The organism is Stenotrophomonas sp. 63632_Sma (assembly GCF_056482875.1).
On sequence record NZ_CM151220.1, the window covers coordinates 2,558,825 to 2,575,393 of the forward strand.

17 protein-coding genes are annotated in these 16,569 nt (G+C 67.8%); 3 read left to right on the forward strand and 14 right to left on the reverse strand.

Annotation, left to right across the window (positions count from 1 at the left end; translation table 11 throughout):
- Positions 1-143: 143 nt before the first annotated feature.
- From ACZK45_RS11870 to ACZK45_RS11935, 14 genes are all read right to left on the reverse strand, one after another.
- Positions 144-1,337, reverse strand: coding sequence for a substrate-binding domain-containing protein (locus tag ACZK45_RS11870; protein WP_478444710.1), 1,194 nt, complete (start codon positions 1,335-1,337; stop codon positions 144-146).
- 217 nt (positions 1,338-1,554) lie between these two features.
- Positions 1,555-2,754, reverse strand: a complete 1,200-nt coding sequence (gene gspF, locus ACZK45_RS11875; protein ID WP_478444711.1) for a type II secretion system inner membrane protein GspF — start codon at positions 2,752-2,754, stop codon at positions 1,555-1,557.
- Between the two features lie 7 nt (positions 2,755-2,761).
- Complete coding sequence (gspE, locus tag ACZK45_RS11880) at positions 2,762-4,195, reverse strand: type II secretion system ATPase GspE (RefSeq protein ID WP_478444712.1); 1,434 nt, start codon at positions 4,193-4,195, stop codon at positions 2,762-2,764.
- Entirely contained in the window at positions 4,192-6,573 is a 2,382-nt protein-coding gene (gene gspD / locus ACZK45_RS11885) for a type II secretion system secretin GspD (protein ID WP_478444713.1), read from the reverse strand. The genes gspE and gspD overlap by 4 nt, the downstream gene beginning before the upstream one ends.
- Complete coding sequence (gene gspM / locus ACZK45_RS11890; RefSeq protein ID WP_032128120.1) at positions 6,570-7,097, reverse strand: type II secretion system protein GspM; 528 nt, start codon at positions 7,095-7,097, stop codon at positions 6,570-6,572. Before gspM ends, gspD begins: the two co-directional genes overlap by 4 nt.
- A complete protein-coding gene (gspL, locus tag ACZK45_RS11895; RefSeq protein ID WP_293794906.1) occupies positions 7,094-8,257 on the reverse strand; it encodes a type II secretion system protein GspL in 1,164 nt (387 codons plus the stop codon). Before gspL ends, gspM begins: the two co-directional genes overlap by 4 nt.
- Complete coding sequence (gspK, locus tag ACZK45_RS11900; RefSeq protein WP_478444714.1) at positions 8,254-9,159, reverse strand: type II secretion system minor pseudopilin GspK; 906 nt, start codon at positions 9,157-9,159, stop codon at positions 8,254-8,256. The genes gspL and gspK overlap by 4 nt, the downstream gene beginning before the upstream one ends.
- A gap of 9 nt (positions 9,160-9,168) precedes the next feature.
- Positions 9,169-9,606: a type II secretion system major pseudopilin GspG gene (gspG, locus tag ACZK45_RS11905; RefSeq protein WP_478444715.1), complete on the reverse strand. Its 438-nt coding sequence runs from the start codon at positions 9,604-9,606 to the stop codon at positions 9,169-9,171.
- A gap of 57 nt (positions 9,607-9,663) precedes the next feature.
- Positions 9,664-10,224: a hypothetical protein gene (locus tag ACZK45_RS11910; protein WP_478444716.1), complete on the reverse strand. Its 561-nt coding sequence runs from the start codon at positions 10,222-10,224 to the stop codon at positions 9,664-9,666.
- 144 nt (positions 10,225-10,368) lie between these two features.
- Complete coding sequence (locus tag ACZK45_RS11915) at positions 10,369-10,920, reverse strand: hypothetical protein (protein ID WP_329893612.1); 552 nt, start codon at positions 10,918-10,920, stop codon at positions 10,369-10,371.
- A gap of 58 nt (positions 10,921-10,978) precedes the next feature.
- Complete coding sequence (locus ACZK45_RS11920) at positions 10,979-11,959, reverse strand: FecR family protein (RefSeq protein ID WP_125893670.1); 981 nt, start codon at positions 11,957-11,959, stop codon at positions 10,979-10,981.
- A gap of 69 nt (positions 11,960-12,028) precedes the next feature.
- Complete coding sequence (locus ACZK45_RS11925; RefSeq protein WP_032128154.1) at positions 12,029-12,559, reverse strand: RNA polymerase sigma factor; 531 nt, start codon at positions 12,557-12,559, stop codon at positions 12,029-12,031.
- Between the two features lie 16 nt (positions 12,560-12,575).
- Positions 12,576-13,256: an STN domain-containing protein gene (locus ACZK45_RS11930; RefSeq protein ID WP_125893671.1), complete on the reverse strand. Its 681-nt coding sequence runs from the start codon at positions 13,254-13,256 to the stop codon at positions 12,576-12,578.
- Between the two features lie 479 nt (positions 13,257-13,735).
- Positions 13,736-14,200, reverse strand: a complete 465-nt coding sequence (locus ACZK45_RS11935) for an Lrp/AsnC family transcriptional regulator (RefSeq protein ID WP_099553468.1) — start codon at positions 14,198-14,200, stop codon at positions 13,736-13,738.
- Between the two features lie 127 nt (positions 14,201-14,327).
- On the opposite strand from ACZK45_RS11935, the gene ACZK45_RS11940 reads away from it, so the two are divergent.
- From ACZK45_RS11940 to ACZK45_RS11950, 3 genes are all read left to right on the forward strand, one after another.
- The gene (locus tag ACZK45_RS11940) at positions 14,328-15,059 is read left to right on the forward strand and encodes an AzlC family ABC transporter permease (RefSeq protein WP_253143250.1); all 732 of its coding nucleotides are present in this window, start codon (positions 14,328-14,330) and stop codon (positions 15,057-15,059) included.
- Positions 15,056-15,370, forward strand: coding sequence for an AzlD family protein (locus ACZK45_RS11945; RefSeq protein WP_032128129.1), 315 nt, complete (start codon positions 15,056-15,058; stop codon positions 15,368-15,370). The genes ACZK45_RS11940 and ACZK45_RS11945 overlap by 4 nt, the downstream gene beginning before the upstream one ends.
- Positions 15,371-16,043: 673 nt before the next feature.
- Positions 16,044-16,517, forward strand: coding sequence for a hypothetical protein (locus ACZK45_RS11950; RefSeq protein WP_478444717.1), 474 nt, complete (start codon positions 16,044-16,046; stop codon positions 16,515-16,517).
- The last annotated feature ends 52 nt before the right edge of the window (positions 16,518-16,569 follow it).

Consider the following 16,569-nt stretch of genomic DNA (forward strand, 5'->3'; position numbering starts at 1 on the left):
AGGCACGCCCTGCACCTCATAGACGGTGGCGGCGGCGTGAAGACGACAGGCGCATCACGGTCATGCAGCGGACATACGCAGAAGGCGCCGGCATTGCTGCCGGCGCCCTTGTGCACTTCCTGCAACTACCAAAGCAATTGCAGTTACAGCGGACGGCCGATACCCGAGCAGGTGCTGGGATTGTTCACCGCACCGGCGTTGGTGGCGGTGGCGAAGCGAGCACGGACCGCATCACGCCAGGCCTTGGTCAGCGGGATGAACTTGTGCGCGCGGATGGCGTCGTCGTTCGGGCCCTGCTCGACACCGTTGACCACGGTGCTGCCGTAATGGCGGGTCAGGAAGCCGCGCACATTGGCGCCCACGGTGGCGTTCTTGTAGCACTGGCCGAACACGAAGTTGGTGTAGCCAGCGATCGGATAGCCCGCGCTCGGGTTGCCGAACACCGGCACCCAGTTCGCCGGGTTCTCGGCAGCGGCACCGGTCGGCGGCGCAGCGGTTTCCAGCGTGGCCTGCACGCTCACTTCATCCGGCGAGAAGCCCTTGACCTTGGCGACCTTGGTGGCGTCGGTCAGGCTCGGGATCACGTCCGGGCCGACATAGCCAACGCGGCCGTCAACGGCATAGACGGCGTTGTACAGCGCGGTGCCACCGGTGGCCGGTGCGGCGATGAAGTTCGACGGCACGGTGGTGAACAGGTTGGCGAAGGTCGACTGCACCGAGAACGCCGGCACGCCGTTGGTCAACTTCAGGTTGCTGCCCGACACGTCAGCCGGCTGGCAGGCGCTGGTCAGGAAGCGGGTCAGCAGTTCGCTGGTGCCGCTGCTTTCGCCACGGTAGACGACCTGGATGTCACCGGTACGGCCCAGGCCCGCCAGCTGGCTCCAGCTGGTGATCTTGCCGGAGAAGATGCCGCAGATCTGGGTCACCGACAGGTCAACGGCCGAACCGGCCTTGTTGAACGGAATCGTGACCGAGGTGGCCACCGACGGAATCTGAACCAGGGCGCCGTAGCGGTTGGCATCGCCGGACACGTTGTAAGTGCTGTTGTAGGTGTTCAGTTCGGTGCTGCTCAGCACCGAATCGCTACCGGCGAAGTGCACGGTGCCGGTGGTGGAGAACAGCGCCGAGTTGTTTTCCAGGAAGGCCTTCTTGCCGGTGCCCGAACCAGTCACGGCGTAGCTGAAGTTGACCGGCAGGATGCTGTCAGCCTGGCCCTTGTACAGGTCGGCCGGCAGCGAAGCGCCGCCGCCGGTGACGGCGGTCTGGGCCGAAGCGGCACCGGCGGTGGCGAGCAGCGCGGTAGCAACCAGCGCGGCCAGGGTCTTGTACTTGTTCATGATCTTCTCCTGAAGGGTTTACTGCGAAGGGAAACGCCAAGGGAGGAACGGTCACTACACGCCTGCTGCCGCCGAGGGCCTCCCAGCCCACTCTGCGGCGACGTGGCTATGCTGGTCCGCGCCGATGACAGGCCGCTTAAGAAACCTGTGGAAGATCGAAAAAAGGTGTGGAGGATTGTGTGGAGAATCGAAAGCGTGCCGTGATGCGCGTTGCGCATCACTGGACCAATTGATTCATTTCCATGATCGGCATCAGCACGGCCAGCACGATCGTCAGCACCACGCCGCCCATCACCAGGATCATGGTCGGTTCCAGCAGCGCGGTCAGTGCCATCGCGCGACGTTCGATCTCGCGCGAGATGGTCTGCGCAGCGCGATCCAGCAGCGGTGCCAGCGAGCCGGTCTTCTCACCGCTGGTTACCAGGTGCACCAGGATCGGCGGATACACCTTCTGCACCTTCAACGCAGCACCCAGTGCAGCACCTTCGCGTACGCGCGAAGACACATCATCGGCACAGCGCGCCAGCAGCGCATTGCCAAGCGTCTGCCGCGCCGCCTCCAAAGCACGCAGCAGCGGCACACCGGCATCCAGCAGGATCGCCAGGGTCGAGGCAAAGCGCGCACTGTTCACACCCAGTACGAAACGCCCGACCATCGGCACCCGCAGCAGCATCGCGTCCCAGCGCAGGCGCAGCTCGGGCTTGCGCAGAGCCAACCGCCATGCCACCACCAGCGCAGCGATGCCCAGCCCCACCCACACGCCGCAGTTGCGCACGAACGCGCTGGCGGCCAGCATCACCTGGGTCAGCATCGGCAGCGTCTGCCGCGCCTGCACGAACGCGGTCACCACCTGCGGCACCACGTAGCTGAGCAGGAAGATCACGATCGCCACCGACACCAGGCTGATCGCCGCTGGGTAGATGAAGGCGGTCAGTACTTTGGCCTGCAGCGCATTGCGCTCTTCGATGTAGTCGGCCAAGCGCTCCATCACCCGCGCAAGATCACCGGAGTCTTCGCCCGCGCCCACGAGTGCCCGGTAGATCGGCGGAAAATCGCGTGGCCGCGCTGCCAGTGCAACAGTCAGGCGCTGGCCAGCGCGTACATCGGCACGTACAGCGGTGAGTGCCTGGGCCACGTGCGGGCGCTCGGCCTGCTCGATCACCGCACTCAATGCAGCTTCCAACGGCAAGCTGGCGGCCAGCAGGCTGGCCAGCTGGCGCGTGGCCCAGGCCAGCTCGCTGGCAGACAGCCGCCGGGCGCCCCAGCCACTGCCCGCACCGCGCGCCGCGCGGACCTGCACGGGTGTCAGCCCACGACCGCGCAGCAGCTGGCGTGCGCCGCGCGGGCTGTCGGCGTCCAGCTGACCCTTCTCGATGCGGCCCTGCGCGTTGGCGGCCTGGTAGTCGAACAGCGCCATGCAGGCCTCAGTCGTCGCCGGTGACGCGCAGGATCTCTTCCAGCGTGGTCACCCCGCTGTCGACCCAGCGCTGACCGTCCTGGCGCAACGTCCGCATGCCAGCACGTCGTGCCGCCTCGCGCAGCGCAGGTTCCCCCTGCCCTTCGTGGATCAGCGCACGCACGCGGTCGTCGACCACGAACAGTTCGTGGATACCGGTGCGTCCCCGGTAGCCGCTGTTGGCACAGGCCGCGCAGCCCACCGCACGCCACACGGTGTGGCCTTCGCCATCCACCTCGGCACGCCGGCACTGCGTGCACAGGCGCCGCACCAGCCGCTGCGCCAGCACGCCGCGCAACGAGGACGCCAGCAGGAATGGCTCCACGCCCATGTCGGCCAGGCGGGTCACCGCCGAGATCGCATCATTGGTGTGCAGCGAGGCCAGCACGCCATGGCCGGTCAGCGACGACTGGACCGCGATCTGCGCGGTCTCCAAGTCGCGGATCTCTCCGATCATGATGGTGTCCGGGTCCTGGCGCAGGATCGCACGCAACGCGGTACCGAAACTCATCCCAATGCGCGCGTTGACCTGGATCTGGCCGATACCAGCGAAGTCATACTCCACCGGGTCCTCCACGGTGAGGATGTTGCTGGTGCTGCTGTCGAGCTGGCCCAGCGCCGCATACAACGAGGTGGTCTTGCCGCTGCCGGTCGGGCCGGTGACCAGCACGATGCCGTGCGGCTGCCGGATCAATCCGGTGAACGTGGCCAGGGTGTCATCGGCCATGCCCAGCCGCTGCAGCTGCAGACGGCCGGCATCCTTCTCCAGCAGGCGCAGCACAGCACGCTCGCCATGCCCGGTCGGCACCGTGGAGACACGGATGTCCAGCGGACGCCCACCCACGCGGATCGCGATGCGCCCGTCCTGCGGCAGCCGCTTCTCGGCAATGTCCAGGTGGGCCATGATCTTGATGCGCGACACCAGCGCCGCGTGCAGTGCGCGCCGCGGCTGCACCATGTCGCGCAGGGTGCCGTCCACCCGGTAGCGCACCACCGAGTGGGTCTCGAACGGCTCGATGTGCAGGTCGCTGGCGCCATCGCGTGCGGCCTGTGCCAGCAGCGCGTTGATCATGCGGATCACCGGCGCATCGTCCTGCGCGTCCAGCAGGTCGGTGACTTCCGGCATGTCCTGCATCAGCCGGTCCAGATCGACTTCGCTTTCAGCGGCACCGACCACGGCAGCGGCATCGCCGCCGTCACGGTACTGCTCACCCAGCCGCTGCTGCCAGGCCGCTGCATCCAGCGCCTGGAACGGCAGCGGGCCATGCCGTCGGCGCAGTTCGGCCACGGCCCACGCGGCGGTTTCGGCGGTACCCAGCAGCACCGACTCGCCGCCAACTTCGGACAGCATCACGCCATGGCTGCGCACCCAGGCGTACGGCAGTGGCGCGGCGGTGCTCACGGCCCGATCACCAGTTCCGGCGTGTAGCCCAGCCCGCGCAGCTGCTGCAGCGCCGGATCCAGCGTCGCCGGGTCGCGCGGCAATCGCACCCGCAGGCGTTGCCCGCTCTCACCCGGCGTCGCTTCGGCATAGGCCTGCAGGCCCAGTGCCCGCACCTGCGCCACGCCCTGGCTGGCACGCGCCGGGTCCAGCCCCTGCGCGAACTGCACCAGCTGCGCATCGCCGTCACCGGACGGGTACAGCGCCGCCAGGCTGCTGTTCTGCAGCGGCTGGCCCTGGCCATCGCGTGCATTGCCCTGGCCGAGTACAGGCAGGTCCTGCGGTGGCAGCTGCGGTGCCGACAGCGCCGGCAAGGCCCAGCTCTGTAGCGGCTGCGCGCCGGCCTGCGCGTTGCGCATGTAGTCGTAGCGGTCGCGGGTCAGGCGCTGGCCGGCGGCCGGGTCACGCACCACGTGCGGGCGCAGGAACACCATCAGGTTGGTCTTGGCGCGCTTGCGCGTGTCGCTGCGGAACAAGGCGCCCAGCACTGGAATCTTGCCCAGCCCCGGCACCGCATCACGGCCATGACTGACGCTATCCTCCAGCAGCCCACCGAGCACCATGATCTGGCCATCGTCCAGCAGCACGCTGGTATCCAGGGCGCGTTTGTTGGTGATGATGCCGGCCGTGCTGTTCGCGCTCTGCGCGTCGATGCTGCTGACTTCCTGGTAGATGTCCAGCTTGACCGTGCCGCCCTCGGAAATCTGCGGGCGCACCCGCAGCTTCAGGCCCACGTCCTCGCGCACGATGGTCTGGAACGGGTTGTTGCTGCCGCCACCACCGTCGGTCACGTAGCGGCCGCTGACGAACGGCACGGTCTGCCCGACCATGATGCTGGCCGCTTCATTGTCCAGCGTCATCAGGTTCGGCGTGGACAGGATGTTGGCACCGCCCTTGCTCTGCAGCGCGTTGGCCAACGCCTTCATGTTGAGGATCTGGCCGACGCCGGGCAGGTTGATGGTGCCGTCGATCACGCCGATCTTCAGACCATCCTTGGGCAGCACGTCCAGGGTGGTGCGTGCGGTGGTGTTCAGCCCGCTGCCACCGGTGGTGCCGCCGAAGTGGGTGCCGCCGAAGGTGCGGCCATTGCCCAGCATCCACTGCACGCCCAGTTCGGCCGCGTCGGTCTGGTTGACCTCCACGATCAGGCTTTCCACCAGCACCTGCGCACGGCGCTGGTCGAGCTGGTCGATCACCCGCCGCAGGTTGCGGTACACCGGCTCGGGGGCGGAGATCAGCAGCGTGTTGGTGGCCACGTCCGCCTGCACCGAAATGCCGTTCTGGCTGAAGCCGGTGCTTCCGGCGTCGATCGGGTCGCGACGGTTCGGGTCCAGCCGCTGCGACTCCAGCGCATTGCCACCGGTCTTGGCCTGCGGTGGCTGCGACGGTTGCGCGGGTGCGGCGCGGTTGGCGTCACCCGGCAGTGGCGTGATGCCTTCGTTGCTGCCCATTGCCGGTGCATCGCTCTGCCCGGCCACCACGCCGCGCAGCACGCCGGCGAGCTGATTGGCCTGGGCATTGCGCAGGTAGACCACATGCAGGTTGCCGGACTCGTCCTGCGCGCGGTCCAACTTCTCCACCAACTGCCGCGCCAGGCGCGTTCGGCCCGGGCTGCTGGAACGCAGCAGCACGCTGTTGCTGCGGGGGTCGGCCATCACCACCACCTTCTGGCTGGGCTCGGCGCCCTGCGCATCCAGCAGCGGCGCGACCATCGCTGCCACGTCAACGGCAATGCCCTGCTGCAGCTTCACCACATCGGTGTCCATGCCGGCCGGTGTATCGACGCTGGCGATCACCCGCGCGATGCGCTCCAGGTTGTCGGCATAGTCGGTGATCACCAGGGTGTTGTTGCCCGGGTTGGCGGTGATCGGATTGTCCGGGCTGATCATCGGCCGCAGCACCGCCACCAGCGCGGCTGCGTTCTCGTAGCGCAGCGCGAAGGTGCGCGTGGCCACCTCGCCGCCGGCCCCGCCCGCGCCCACACGGCCACCGAGCAGCTTGGCCTCGGCCTGCGGCACCACCCGGCTGACACCGCCGTTCTCGACCACGGCAAAGCCACGCATGCGCAGTGCGCCCAGCAGCAACTGGTACGCCTGGGTACGGCTGACCGGGCCATCAGAGACCACGGTCATCTTGCCGGTCACCCGCGGGTCGATCAGGAACTGGCGACCGGTGAAGCGCGCCGCCATGCGCAGTACGCCGCCGATATCGGTATCCACCAAGTTCAACTGCACCGGTTCATCGGGGGCGTCCTGCGCCTGTGCCGGTGCAACAACGTGAGCGCCACCCACGATCAGGGCCAGTACAGTGCTGCAGGCAAGGCTGCGCATCGCCCTCATGAATGGCCACCCGCAGTGAGTGCCATCACGATGTTTCCGGATATCCGTGCCGCCGGCATGTTCGCATCCCCTGTGCGTGTCAGTTGCAGTTGCTGCAGTTCGATGGCCGGATCGGCCAGCACGGGCAGCAGCCAGTTCCACAGTGCGTCAGCAGGTACGGCCTGCACCTGCAGGTGCCAACGCCCGTCGCGTGCTTCGACATGCAGTCCATCGGCGAGGCCGGCGGACTTGATTCCATTACGCAGCGCGGCCAGCGTCGGGCGCTGCCCCTGCACCTGCTGCTGGCGTTCGCGTGCACGCAGCAGCGGCGCCAGTGCGCGCGCCTGCGCCTGCAGCCGCGGCAGCTCAGCCTGCCAGTGCGCACGCTGTTTCAGCAGCGGCTCCAGCCAGAATGACCACAGCCCCGCTGCCAGCAGCGCCAGCACCATCACCCACAGCATCCAGCGGTCGCGCGGCGGCAGGTGCTGCCAGCGTCGCTGCAGACCGGCCACACCCTCGCCCAGGCGCACGGCTCTGGCGGTCACTGTCCGCCCCCGCTCACGCGCAGGCGTCCACCGGCCTCGCGCGCCATCTGCAGGCCCTGCGCCTGCGCCGCCTGCTGCCACTGCTCCAGCCGCTGCGCGTCATCGGCTACCGCCTGCGCATCGGCGTCCAGCTCCAGTTCCAGCTGGCCGGGTTGATAGCGCAGGCCGCGCACCTGGCCGCCCAACTCCGGAATCGCCTGCAGCGTCGTTGCGACCTGCCGCTGCACCGGTGGCAACGGCGGCGCCGGCAACGGCACGGCCAGCGCGCGCCGCGCCTGCAGCACCGGGTCCACCACATCGGTGATCTCCGGAAAGTGCGAACTGAACTGCCGCGCCATGTCCTGCTGCAACGCCTCGCCCTCGCTGCGCCAGCGCGAGACCTGCAGCTGCAGCCCAAGCGCAGCCAGCAACACCGCCGCCAATGCGAGGCCGATCGCCACGCGTGGTGCCTGCCTGCTGCGACCCGGCAGTGGCAACGACCACGCTGGCACGGGTCCGCTGGCCTGCCGTTCATGCGCGACCACGGTGGCCGGCAGGTTCTCCGGCCACACCGACGGCACGCTGTCGATCCACTGCACGGCCTGCACCCCGGATTGCTGAAGACGCGCCGCGAGCGACTGCAGCACCGCCGCTGTGTCGCGCCCACCGCACCACTGCACAAAACCCCGATCGCGCCCGCAGCGCACCAGCAGATGCTCACCGGCAGCCTGCAGCGTTGCCTGGCCGTTCTGCCATGGCAGCAGCAGCGGCGTCGGGTACAGTGCCTGCAGCTGCAGTGCACATGAAGCCAGCAGCTGTTGCGCCTGCAGGACTGCCTGCTGGCCAAGCCACGCCACAGGAACCGTGCCGTCCGCCGCCTGCGCACCATGTGCCAACACGACCTCCTGCAGGTCATCCAGCAGCATCGCCTCTAACTCGCCCTGCAGTGCGGCCTGCAGCCTGCGGCCCGACAGTGGCGGCAGCTGCAGTTCCAGCAGGATCAGGTCCTGCGGATCGAGACAGGCCAGCACCTCGGCCTGCGGATGACGTTGCCCGAGCACGGCCAAGCCCTCGCGGCCATGGGCCAGCACCCCACCCTTGTGCAACTGCGCCCACTCGACCGTACTGTCGGCGCGCAGGTGTTCCAGCGCCGGCAGGCGCACCCTCAGCTGCACGCTCATGCTCCAATCCTCGTCCACACACGCTGCACGCGCACACTGTCATCGCGGTACTCGCGCCAGATCAGGGCCCGGAAGTCGACCGCATTGCCATCGGCCTGTACCTGGCCGACGGCAAGGAACCACTCGCTATGAATGCCAAGCGGCACCACGGCCATCTGCGCGTTGCTCAGTTGCAATCGATTGGCGATATCGCCGCGGTTGAGCAGCCAATGGCCACCGTCGCGCTCACCGAGCAGCGCCTGCAGGCGCCCCGGCTCCACGCCGGGAGTGACCGCCTGCAACACGCTGATGTCACTGGTGTTGGCATTGACCAGGGTCTGGGCCGGCAGCACCACGGTGCGCCGTGCCAGTGCCTGCACCGCCACTGGGTCGGCGCCCGCCAGGGCCTGCTCGATCACCGATTCACGCGGCAACGGCGCCTGCGCCTGCAGGTCGGCATCACGCAGCCTCGCCTGGATGTGATCGGCAGCAGATGCACAGGCACCCTGCCCCAGGCCCTGCCCGGCACACAGCGCGATGAACGCGCGCCGTGCCTCCAGGTCCGGCTTGCCATAGGCCAGCAGGTTGCGCAGGTTGAACATGGACTGTGCATCGACCAGCTGCAACTGCACCGGCAGCGGCAACTGCAGCGTCAGCGGACGCGCCCAACGGCCGCCGCGCACCGTGGTCAGCTGCTCCTTTACATCCTCACGCAGCTGCTGCGCCGCGCGCTCCAGGGTGGCATCGACCGCCATGCGCACCTGCGCACGCAGCTGGTCGCCACGCAGCGCACGCAGCTGTGCCGACTGCCGGGTCAGCAGTGCAGTGGCAATCACCGCCACCAATGCCACCACCAGCAGGGCGACGATCACCGCCATGCCGCGCTGGCGGGTGCACGGGACCGAACGCGTCCGGGCTGTCATCTGCACGCCTCACAGCTGCCAGGAACCGATGTCCGCGTTCCCGGCGTCACCGCCGGGCTTGCTGTCCGCGCCCAGCGAGAACACATCGATGTCGCCATGGGTGCCGGGAATCTGGTACTGGTACGGATGACCCCATGGGTCATTCGGCAGGCGATCCAGATACGGTGTCACCGGCATCGCACCGCTGCCCTGCGGCGGCTTCACCAGCGCCTGCAGGCCCTGTTCGGCGCTGGGATAGCGACCGTTGTCCAGCTTGAACAACTTCAATGCCTGCATCAGCGCCGCGATGTCCTGACGCGCCGCCACCACGCGCGCCTGGTCGGGACGGTCCATCAACCGCGGCACGATCAACGCGGCAAGAATGCCGATGATCACCACCACCACCATGATCTCGATCAGGCTGAAACCCCGTTGCCGAGCCCTGCGACCACCCACCTGCCTTGCCATTGTTCCGCCCTCGTCATCCTGGAAGAGACCGCTGCGCCATGGTCAGCGGTGCATGTGTCAGTACGATAAACATCCGCCTGCTATTCGCTGCGCGCGTGCCTGTGCAGGCGCAACACGTGTAGCCGGGGCACATGCAGACTCGAACAGGTGCTGCGGCACGCTGGCCAGCGCATCGTCGATGCAGCCGCGCAGCAACGGGTGCGCGCAGGCCTGCAGCAGGCGCACGCACTGCATCGGCGACCACGCGGTGCCATGGTCGAGGCCGATGAACATCCGGTAGACCTGGTGGTAACGCAGATCGTCGTACACGCGCTGCGCACTGTTGAGATCACGCACGACCACCAGCAACGCCGCACGTTGCAGCTGCCGCACATCGCCCGCGTCAAGCGGCAGCGCGTTCATGGCCGCCTCGGGCCAGGGCCGCAGCTGCAGATCGAGGGCGCGCCGCAACGCCGCCAGCGGATGCGCGCTGCTGTCCAGTGCCGCCCAGCGCGCCGCATCGGCCCAGGCGTCACTGGACAGTACCCAGACCCACGAGTGCCCATAGCGCTGCACGTTCACGGGCGTATGCCGTGCCTGTTCCAGCGACTGGCTCAGGTGACGATCCAGCTCCAGCATGCTGATCCTGCGACTGTCTGCCATCGGCGCCGCCCGTGCTCCGCGACGCGTGGTGCGTCGTACTCTGGAGAAGACGTCAGCAAGGCAGGTGAAGCGACAACGCGAATGCGTCTCTGTGCGCTGCGTGGCGCTTCATCAGCAACGTCATCGCAGCGTCATCTGCCTGCAGGCTTCGCGCTCCAGTCGCGGCGCTTCGCCCCCGCAACGGCGCGCCAGTATCGCCACATCGCTGCGTGCGGCGAACGTTGCCAGTGCATTGGACATATCCACGTCATCGCACCATGACGCCATCGCAACACGCAGCGCCGGCAGCTGCCAGCCGTCCATCACGCCATGGGTGCCGGCCACGAACCAGTGCCAAAGACGATGATGCTGTACCTGCTCGTGCAGTTGCACCAGATCGTCGATGCCGTGCATGCCCATCAGCAGCAGCACGCGCGCCATCGCCGCAGGCGGCAGCGTGCCGGCCTCAGCGAGGGGCAGCACCTGCTGCTGCAGCCGCAGCAGCATCGCCAACGGGTGCGACTGCGGATCGAAGTCCAGCAGCACGGCCTGTTGCTGCCACTGCGCGTCGGACACCACGCACACCCATGGCGAGCCGTAGCGATGCACCATCAAGGGCCGTCGCTGCGTGGTTTCCAGCAACGCCGACAGGTTGCGGCGCAGATCCAGCACACCGATGGTCTCGTTGCGCATCCTTGGCGTCTCCTTGCTTGCAACAGCCCTGCACGGCGCGCACGGCCAGCGTCTTCATCTAACCAAGGACGGCAATGCCACCCGGAAAGCGACGCAGATCCAGCGACATCGTCAGTCGCAGCTGCTCCAGCGCCGCGTCCGGATCATCGATGCGGAAGCGACCGCTGACCGGGGCCCGCGCCAATGCCGATTCGCCCAGCAGCACCTTGCCGCGGCGGTAGCGGTTGATTTCATCCACCACCTCGCGCAAGGGAGCGCGACGGAACACCAGCATGCCCTCGGTCCAGGCGCTCACTTCCGAGGCCAGGGCTTCGGCCACCACGCCACTGAGGCGCTCGTCGTATTGGGTCTGCTGGCCCGCCTGCAGCTGCAGGCGGCCCTGCGGGTGCTCGATGCGGGCGCTGCCCTGCAGGCAGGTCACCCGTACCTGGCCGTGGGTGTTGCGGACGTCCAGGCGCACCGCACCTTCATCGGCAATCACGCAGCCCGGCCCCGCGAACAGGGCGAGGCGCAGGCCTGCCTGGGTTTCGATCGCGGCCTGGCCCTGCACCAGCTCGAAGCCTTCGCCCTGCGTGTCCGAACGACGGCGCAGGCTGCTCTGCGTATCCAGTTCGATCTTCAGCAGCGGCAAGGGCGCGATCTGCAGTCGCTCACCGGTGCCGGTGTGGAAATCGGCCGCCATCGCCGTCACCGAGGGCCACAGCCCCAGCGGCGGGCGGATCGCCGCCACCACCACCAGGCTGGCCGGTGCGGCAATCGCGGCGCCCAGGAAGGCGCGCCGGCTCCAGCGCTGGGACGGCGTCGGCGCGACCGGCTGGCGCGCAGCGGCGGGCAGCTGTTCGCCCGCCAGGCGTACCTGCGCCCATTGCCGGCGCGCACGGCCGAATGCTTCGCGATGACGCGGATCAGCCTCGCACCACTCACGGAACCTGCGCCCATCGGCGGCGGTGGCCTCGCCCGAGGTCAGCCGCACCACCCACGCGTGGGCCTGACGCTCGACGGCATCCAGCGGGCGTTGCGGGCGATCGTCAGGATCCATGGGGGCTCATGCCGGACCCGCACGCTGCGGGGTTCTGCTCGGCGTCAAAGTGTAGACGGATGCCGCCGCTCAGAACCGCACCTGGCGCCCCTGTCCGCTGCGCTCGGCCAGGTAGTCCTGGGCCGCTTTCAGCTCGCGCTGCACAAGCCGCAGCGACACGCCCAGCTGGTCGGCGACGTCGCGCTGCTGCAGGCCATCGACGCGGATCGCCAGCAGGATGCGGCGTCGGCGCTCGGGCATGCGCTGCAGCAGGCCGACCATGTCCTCCAGCGCGAAATCCAGTTCGGCCGCCTGCGCCGGGCCCGGTGCAGGGTCGGCCATCTCCATCAGCGTATCCACCTCTTCCAGGCTCAGCAGGCGGTGGTCGGCACGCTGGCGGTCGATCACCGTGTTCATCGCCATGCGCAACAGGTAGGCCGCGGGATTCTGCACGGCATCCAGGCGGTCACGGCGCGCACTCAGGCGCATCCAGGTGTCCTGCAGCGCATCGCCGGCCAGCTCCTCCGAGCCCAGCTTGCGCACCAGGCGGCGCTTCAGCTCGTCGTAGGCCCCCAGAAGGTGGTCCATCAGGTCAACTGCCCCAGCCGTACCGTTGCTCATGTTCGAATCCTTGAAGTCATGGAAGGGGCGCGCGCCGACCACAGTCGTGGTCGGTGCCGGAAGGTCGGATCTGCAGCGTCACCGGCTGCGGCAGCGCGGCGGCATCGGGCGCAAGCACCAGGCCCTGCAGCGCCTGCAGCAGGCGTGCATCGCGGCGGGCGCTGCCACTGCCTGAGAGCAGCTCGGGCGCATGCACCTGGCCTTCGCCGTCGACGTGGAAGCGCAGCGTCGCGGCATAGCGGCCGGGCGCGATCTCGGGGTCGTCACAGAACACCGCACGCAGGCGCTGCTGCAGCCCGCCATAGCGACGCCGACGCTCGGCCTCGGGAAGTTCGGCACCAGTACCGGGTTCGGCGACCGAGGGCGTGCCCCGGCGCAGCACCACGCGCTGCTCACCGATCATCTCGGCCTCGATGCCGGTGTCCTGCAGCAGCATCTGCAAGGCAGGCAGCGGCGCAAGGCTGGCGCGCAGCGCATGGCTGCTACGGCCGGCGGCAAGATCGCCCGGGTACATCACCGACCACCCGCTGATGACGCTGAAGCGCTCGACCGCCTGCTCCAGCGGCTGCGCAGGGATGTCGTAGGCATGAACACCGTCCCGCGCCACAGCGGCAAAGGACAGCAGCAGCCATGCGGCGATGGCCACCTTCCAAGTTCTGACCGCATGGTGTCCATTCAGCCCCCTGACGTAGAACACATGACCCTCGGCAGCGACAGCAGCTGCAGTGGACGCGCGCCACGACCGGAACCCCGGCCCGCGCGCGACCAGCAAGCGGGCTCAAACCGTACCGGGGCCAGATGTCATTGCGATGACCGCTGCCTACGCCCGGCGTTGAGCCAGGCTCCGTGAACCCAGTCACGCATCAGGAATCAATGAATCGAACAGACATGTCCATCTGCTCCCGGGGTCAGAGCCCGTTGCACAGCAACGGGATCCGACCCCAACAGGTCGCGGGGAACTGTCAGGCGCGGGGCGGTGTGGGCAGGCAGGACCGTTGGCGCCATGGATGGCGCCATCGAGCCCCCATGGATGGGTCTACGGCGTGTCCTGCCTGGCCACACCGCCCCGCCGCCCTGGGAACATCGCCGTTGCGGCTGCTGTTGCTCCTGAGGTTGCCGGCCAGCGGCCGGCACTACCGCGGGTGCCGGGTGCAACCCGGCCGGAACCACCCATCCTCAAAGCGGCAGCTGGGTGGTCTGCTTGATCCGCTGCATCGGAATCTCGGTCTTGGTGTTCTGCACCCCGGTGATCCGGTTCAGGTGCTGCATCTGGAACTGCCGGTAAGCATCCAGGTCCGCCACCGCCACCCGCAGCAGGAAATCGCAGTCACCGGCCATCAGATGGCATTCAAGCACTTCCGGGAACGACTTGATGCTGTTGATGAAGTGGTTGGTGGTGTCCTCGTCCTGCCCGCGCAGCCACACTCGCACGAACACCGTGAAGCCACGACCCACCTTCGCCTCATTCAGCAGGGCCACGTAGCGGTCGATGTAGCCGCCCTCCTCCAGCAGCCGCACCCGCCGCAGGCAGGCCGAGGGCGAAAGGCCCACCAGCCGGGCCAGCTCCAGGTTTTGCAGCCGTCCGTCACGCTGCAGGGCATCGAGGATGCGGCGATCGAGGTTGTCGAGCTGATACTGCACGGGATTTCACCTTTGGCGACCTTAGCCGCATGGAATCTCAATATTCCCGAATTGAATGGCATCAACGCAACCCGATTTCGCGATCGGACCGCTAGCATGGGCCACCCCCACCTCGTTGTGCCGTTCCATGGACGCCCGTACCACCCTCCCCCTGCCCGATACCTGCGATACCGCCCCGCGCGCCGAATTCCTGCGCGGCCTGCGCGCCGCCGTACCGGTGATGATCGGCTTCATTCCCTTCGCCCTGGTGCTCGGCGCCCAGGCCGCCCAGAAAGGCCTCAGCGCCCTGGAAGTGCCGCTGATGACCGGCCTCAACTTCGCCGGTGGCTCGGAGTTCGCCGCCGTCGAACTGTGGACCTCGCCGCTGCATATCGCGCTGATCGTGGCGATCACCGCGCTGGTCAACAGCCGCCACCTGCTGATGGGCGCCAGCCTGGCCCCGCTGCTGCAGCACCTGCCGCGCCGCCGCGTGCTGCCGGCGCTGTTCTTCATGTGCGACGAGAGCTGGGCGATGGGCGTGGCCGATGCGCGCCGCCGTGCGCTCGGCTTCAGCCTGGCCTATTACCTGGGCGTGTCGGCAGGCCTGTACACGGTCTGGGTGGCCTGTACCGCGCTGGGCGCGATCGTCGGCCCGATGCTGGTCGACATCCACGCCTATGGTTTCGACATGGCCTTCCCGGCCGTGTTCCTGGTGCTGCTGCGCGGCATGTGGCAGGGCATGAAAGCAGCGCGCCCGTGGCTGGTCAGCCTGGTGGTGGCCGCTGCCACCTACCTGCTGGTGCCGGGTGCGTGGTACGTGGCCAGTGGCGCACTGGCCGGCCTGGCGGCCGCCTGGCTGCTGGCGGAGGACGCAGCATGATCTTCAACGGCCTGATCCACTGGACCTCGGTGCTGACCATCGTGCTGATGGCCGCTGCCACCTACCTGACCCGCATCATCGGCTTCCTCGCGCTGCGCAACCGCACGCTGAGCAAGCGCGCAGTGACGGTGATGGAAGCCGCGCCGGGCTGCGTGCTGATCTCGGTGATCGCGCCCGACTTCGTCGCCGACAAGCCCGCCGACCTCGCCGCGCTGGCGATCACCCTGCTGGCCGCCACGCGGCTGTCGATGCTGCCGACGGTGCTGATCGGCGTGGTATCGGCCGGTGTGCTGCGCTATCTGATGGGCTGACGCACGCGCGAGTTCCCCGCGTGTGTGTGACTGGAAGCGCGACGGTCGCTATCAGCTCGACCTGCACATTTGCGTGCCGCCTCAAACGTGGCCCGGAGCCACCTACTGGAGGTGTTTGAAAAAATTCCGATTGCCTGATCGAGCCTGAGCCGGTACGGATCGACTGCCGAATCAGCGGGTTGAGCTGATCGGTCAATCGACGTCCAACGTGGAGAGTACCAATGAGCAATCTGCGAGTTGTCGTGGCAGCAATCGGTATCACCCTCACATCTACTCGCGGGCTGCCCCTCTGATGCAGCGCCGTCAGTCCAGGCGTACCCAACCGGGCCTCCCCCTCGGGCTCTATGCTGGGCTGGCGGCAATCCTTCTGGCCACAAGTGCGTGCCAATCCATCCAGCTGCCTCCCCGGAACCTGGTCAGTACCGATGGAGGGTATGCCACCCTGCTGCGAGGCCCTACCTCACATCTGAAGATCAGCACAGTGTCGGTGCTACCCGGTCCAGAAAGCTCGGAGTATCCCAATCGATCCATCGAGTGCGGATGGTCATCCGTCGCAACTCGAGTCCTCTGGGAAGATCGAGCGCTTTCAGCCATGCAGGCGTCGCGGCTCTGCGAGGCCGCCGCACGATCCGCTGGATTGCCGCTCCAGGCCAATGGGCAGGAACGGACACCAATGCGCTATCAGCTCACGATCGTAAGTGACGGAGGCGGCATCTGGCGACAGCTGCCAGGACCAGAGCCGCAGGGCCAGATGGTCAGCTTCTGGTTTCCCTCCGGTCCCGACACCGACTCGCTGCGCAGGCGCGTGATCGCCACCACCGCCCATGAGTTCCAGCATATCGCCACCGCATTGGCAGGACAGCCTCGGCGCGGCGGGCAGCGCGAACCAGACGCCTATCTGGCAGGCGCATGTGCCCAGCTGATGATCGAACGCGCCGTTGCACGTGCGGATCTGCCTGGCGGACACGATCCGCGAGCTGATCCGTTTCTGCCATCGGCAGCCAGGCGCTCCGCGCATGCAGGCAGTACGACCGGGGGAGCGCTGCTGCGGTTCTTCGGTGACGCGGACACCTTGCACAACAATGAGGGAGGCCGCCACCTGATGCGGCATTGCTACGAGACGATCGGCTTTCCCCTGCAGCAGTGAACGCTCCCTGCGACACCCGGTCGCAGCCGATCCAGCCACCCGCTTGATCAAT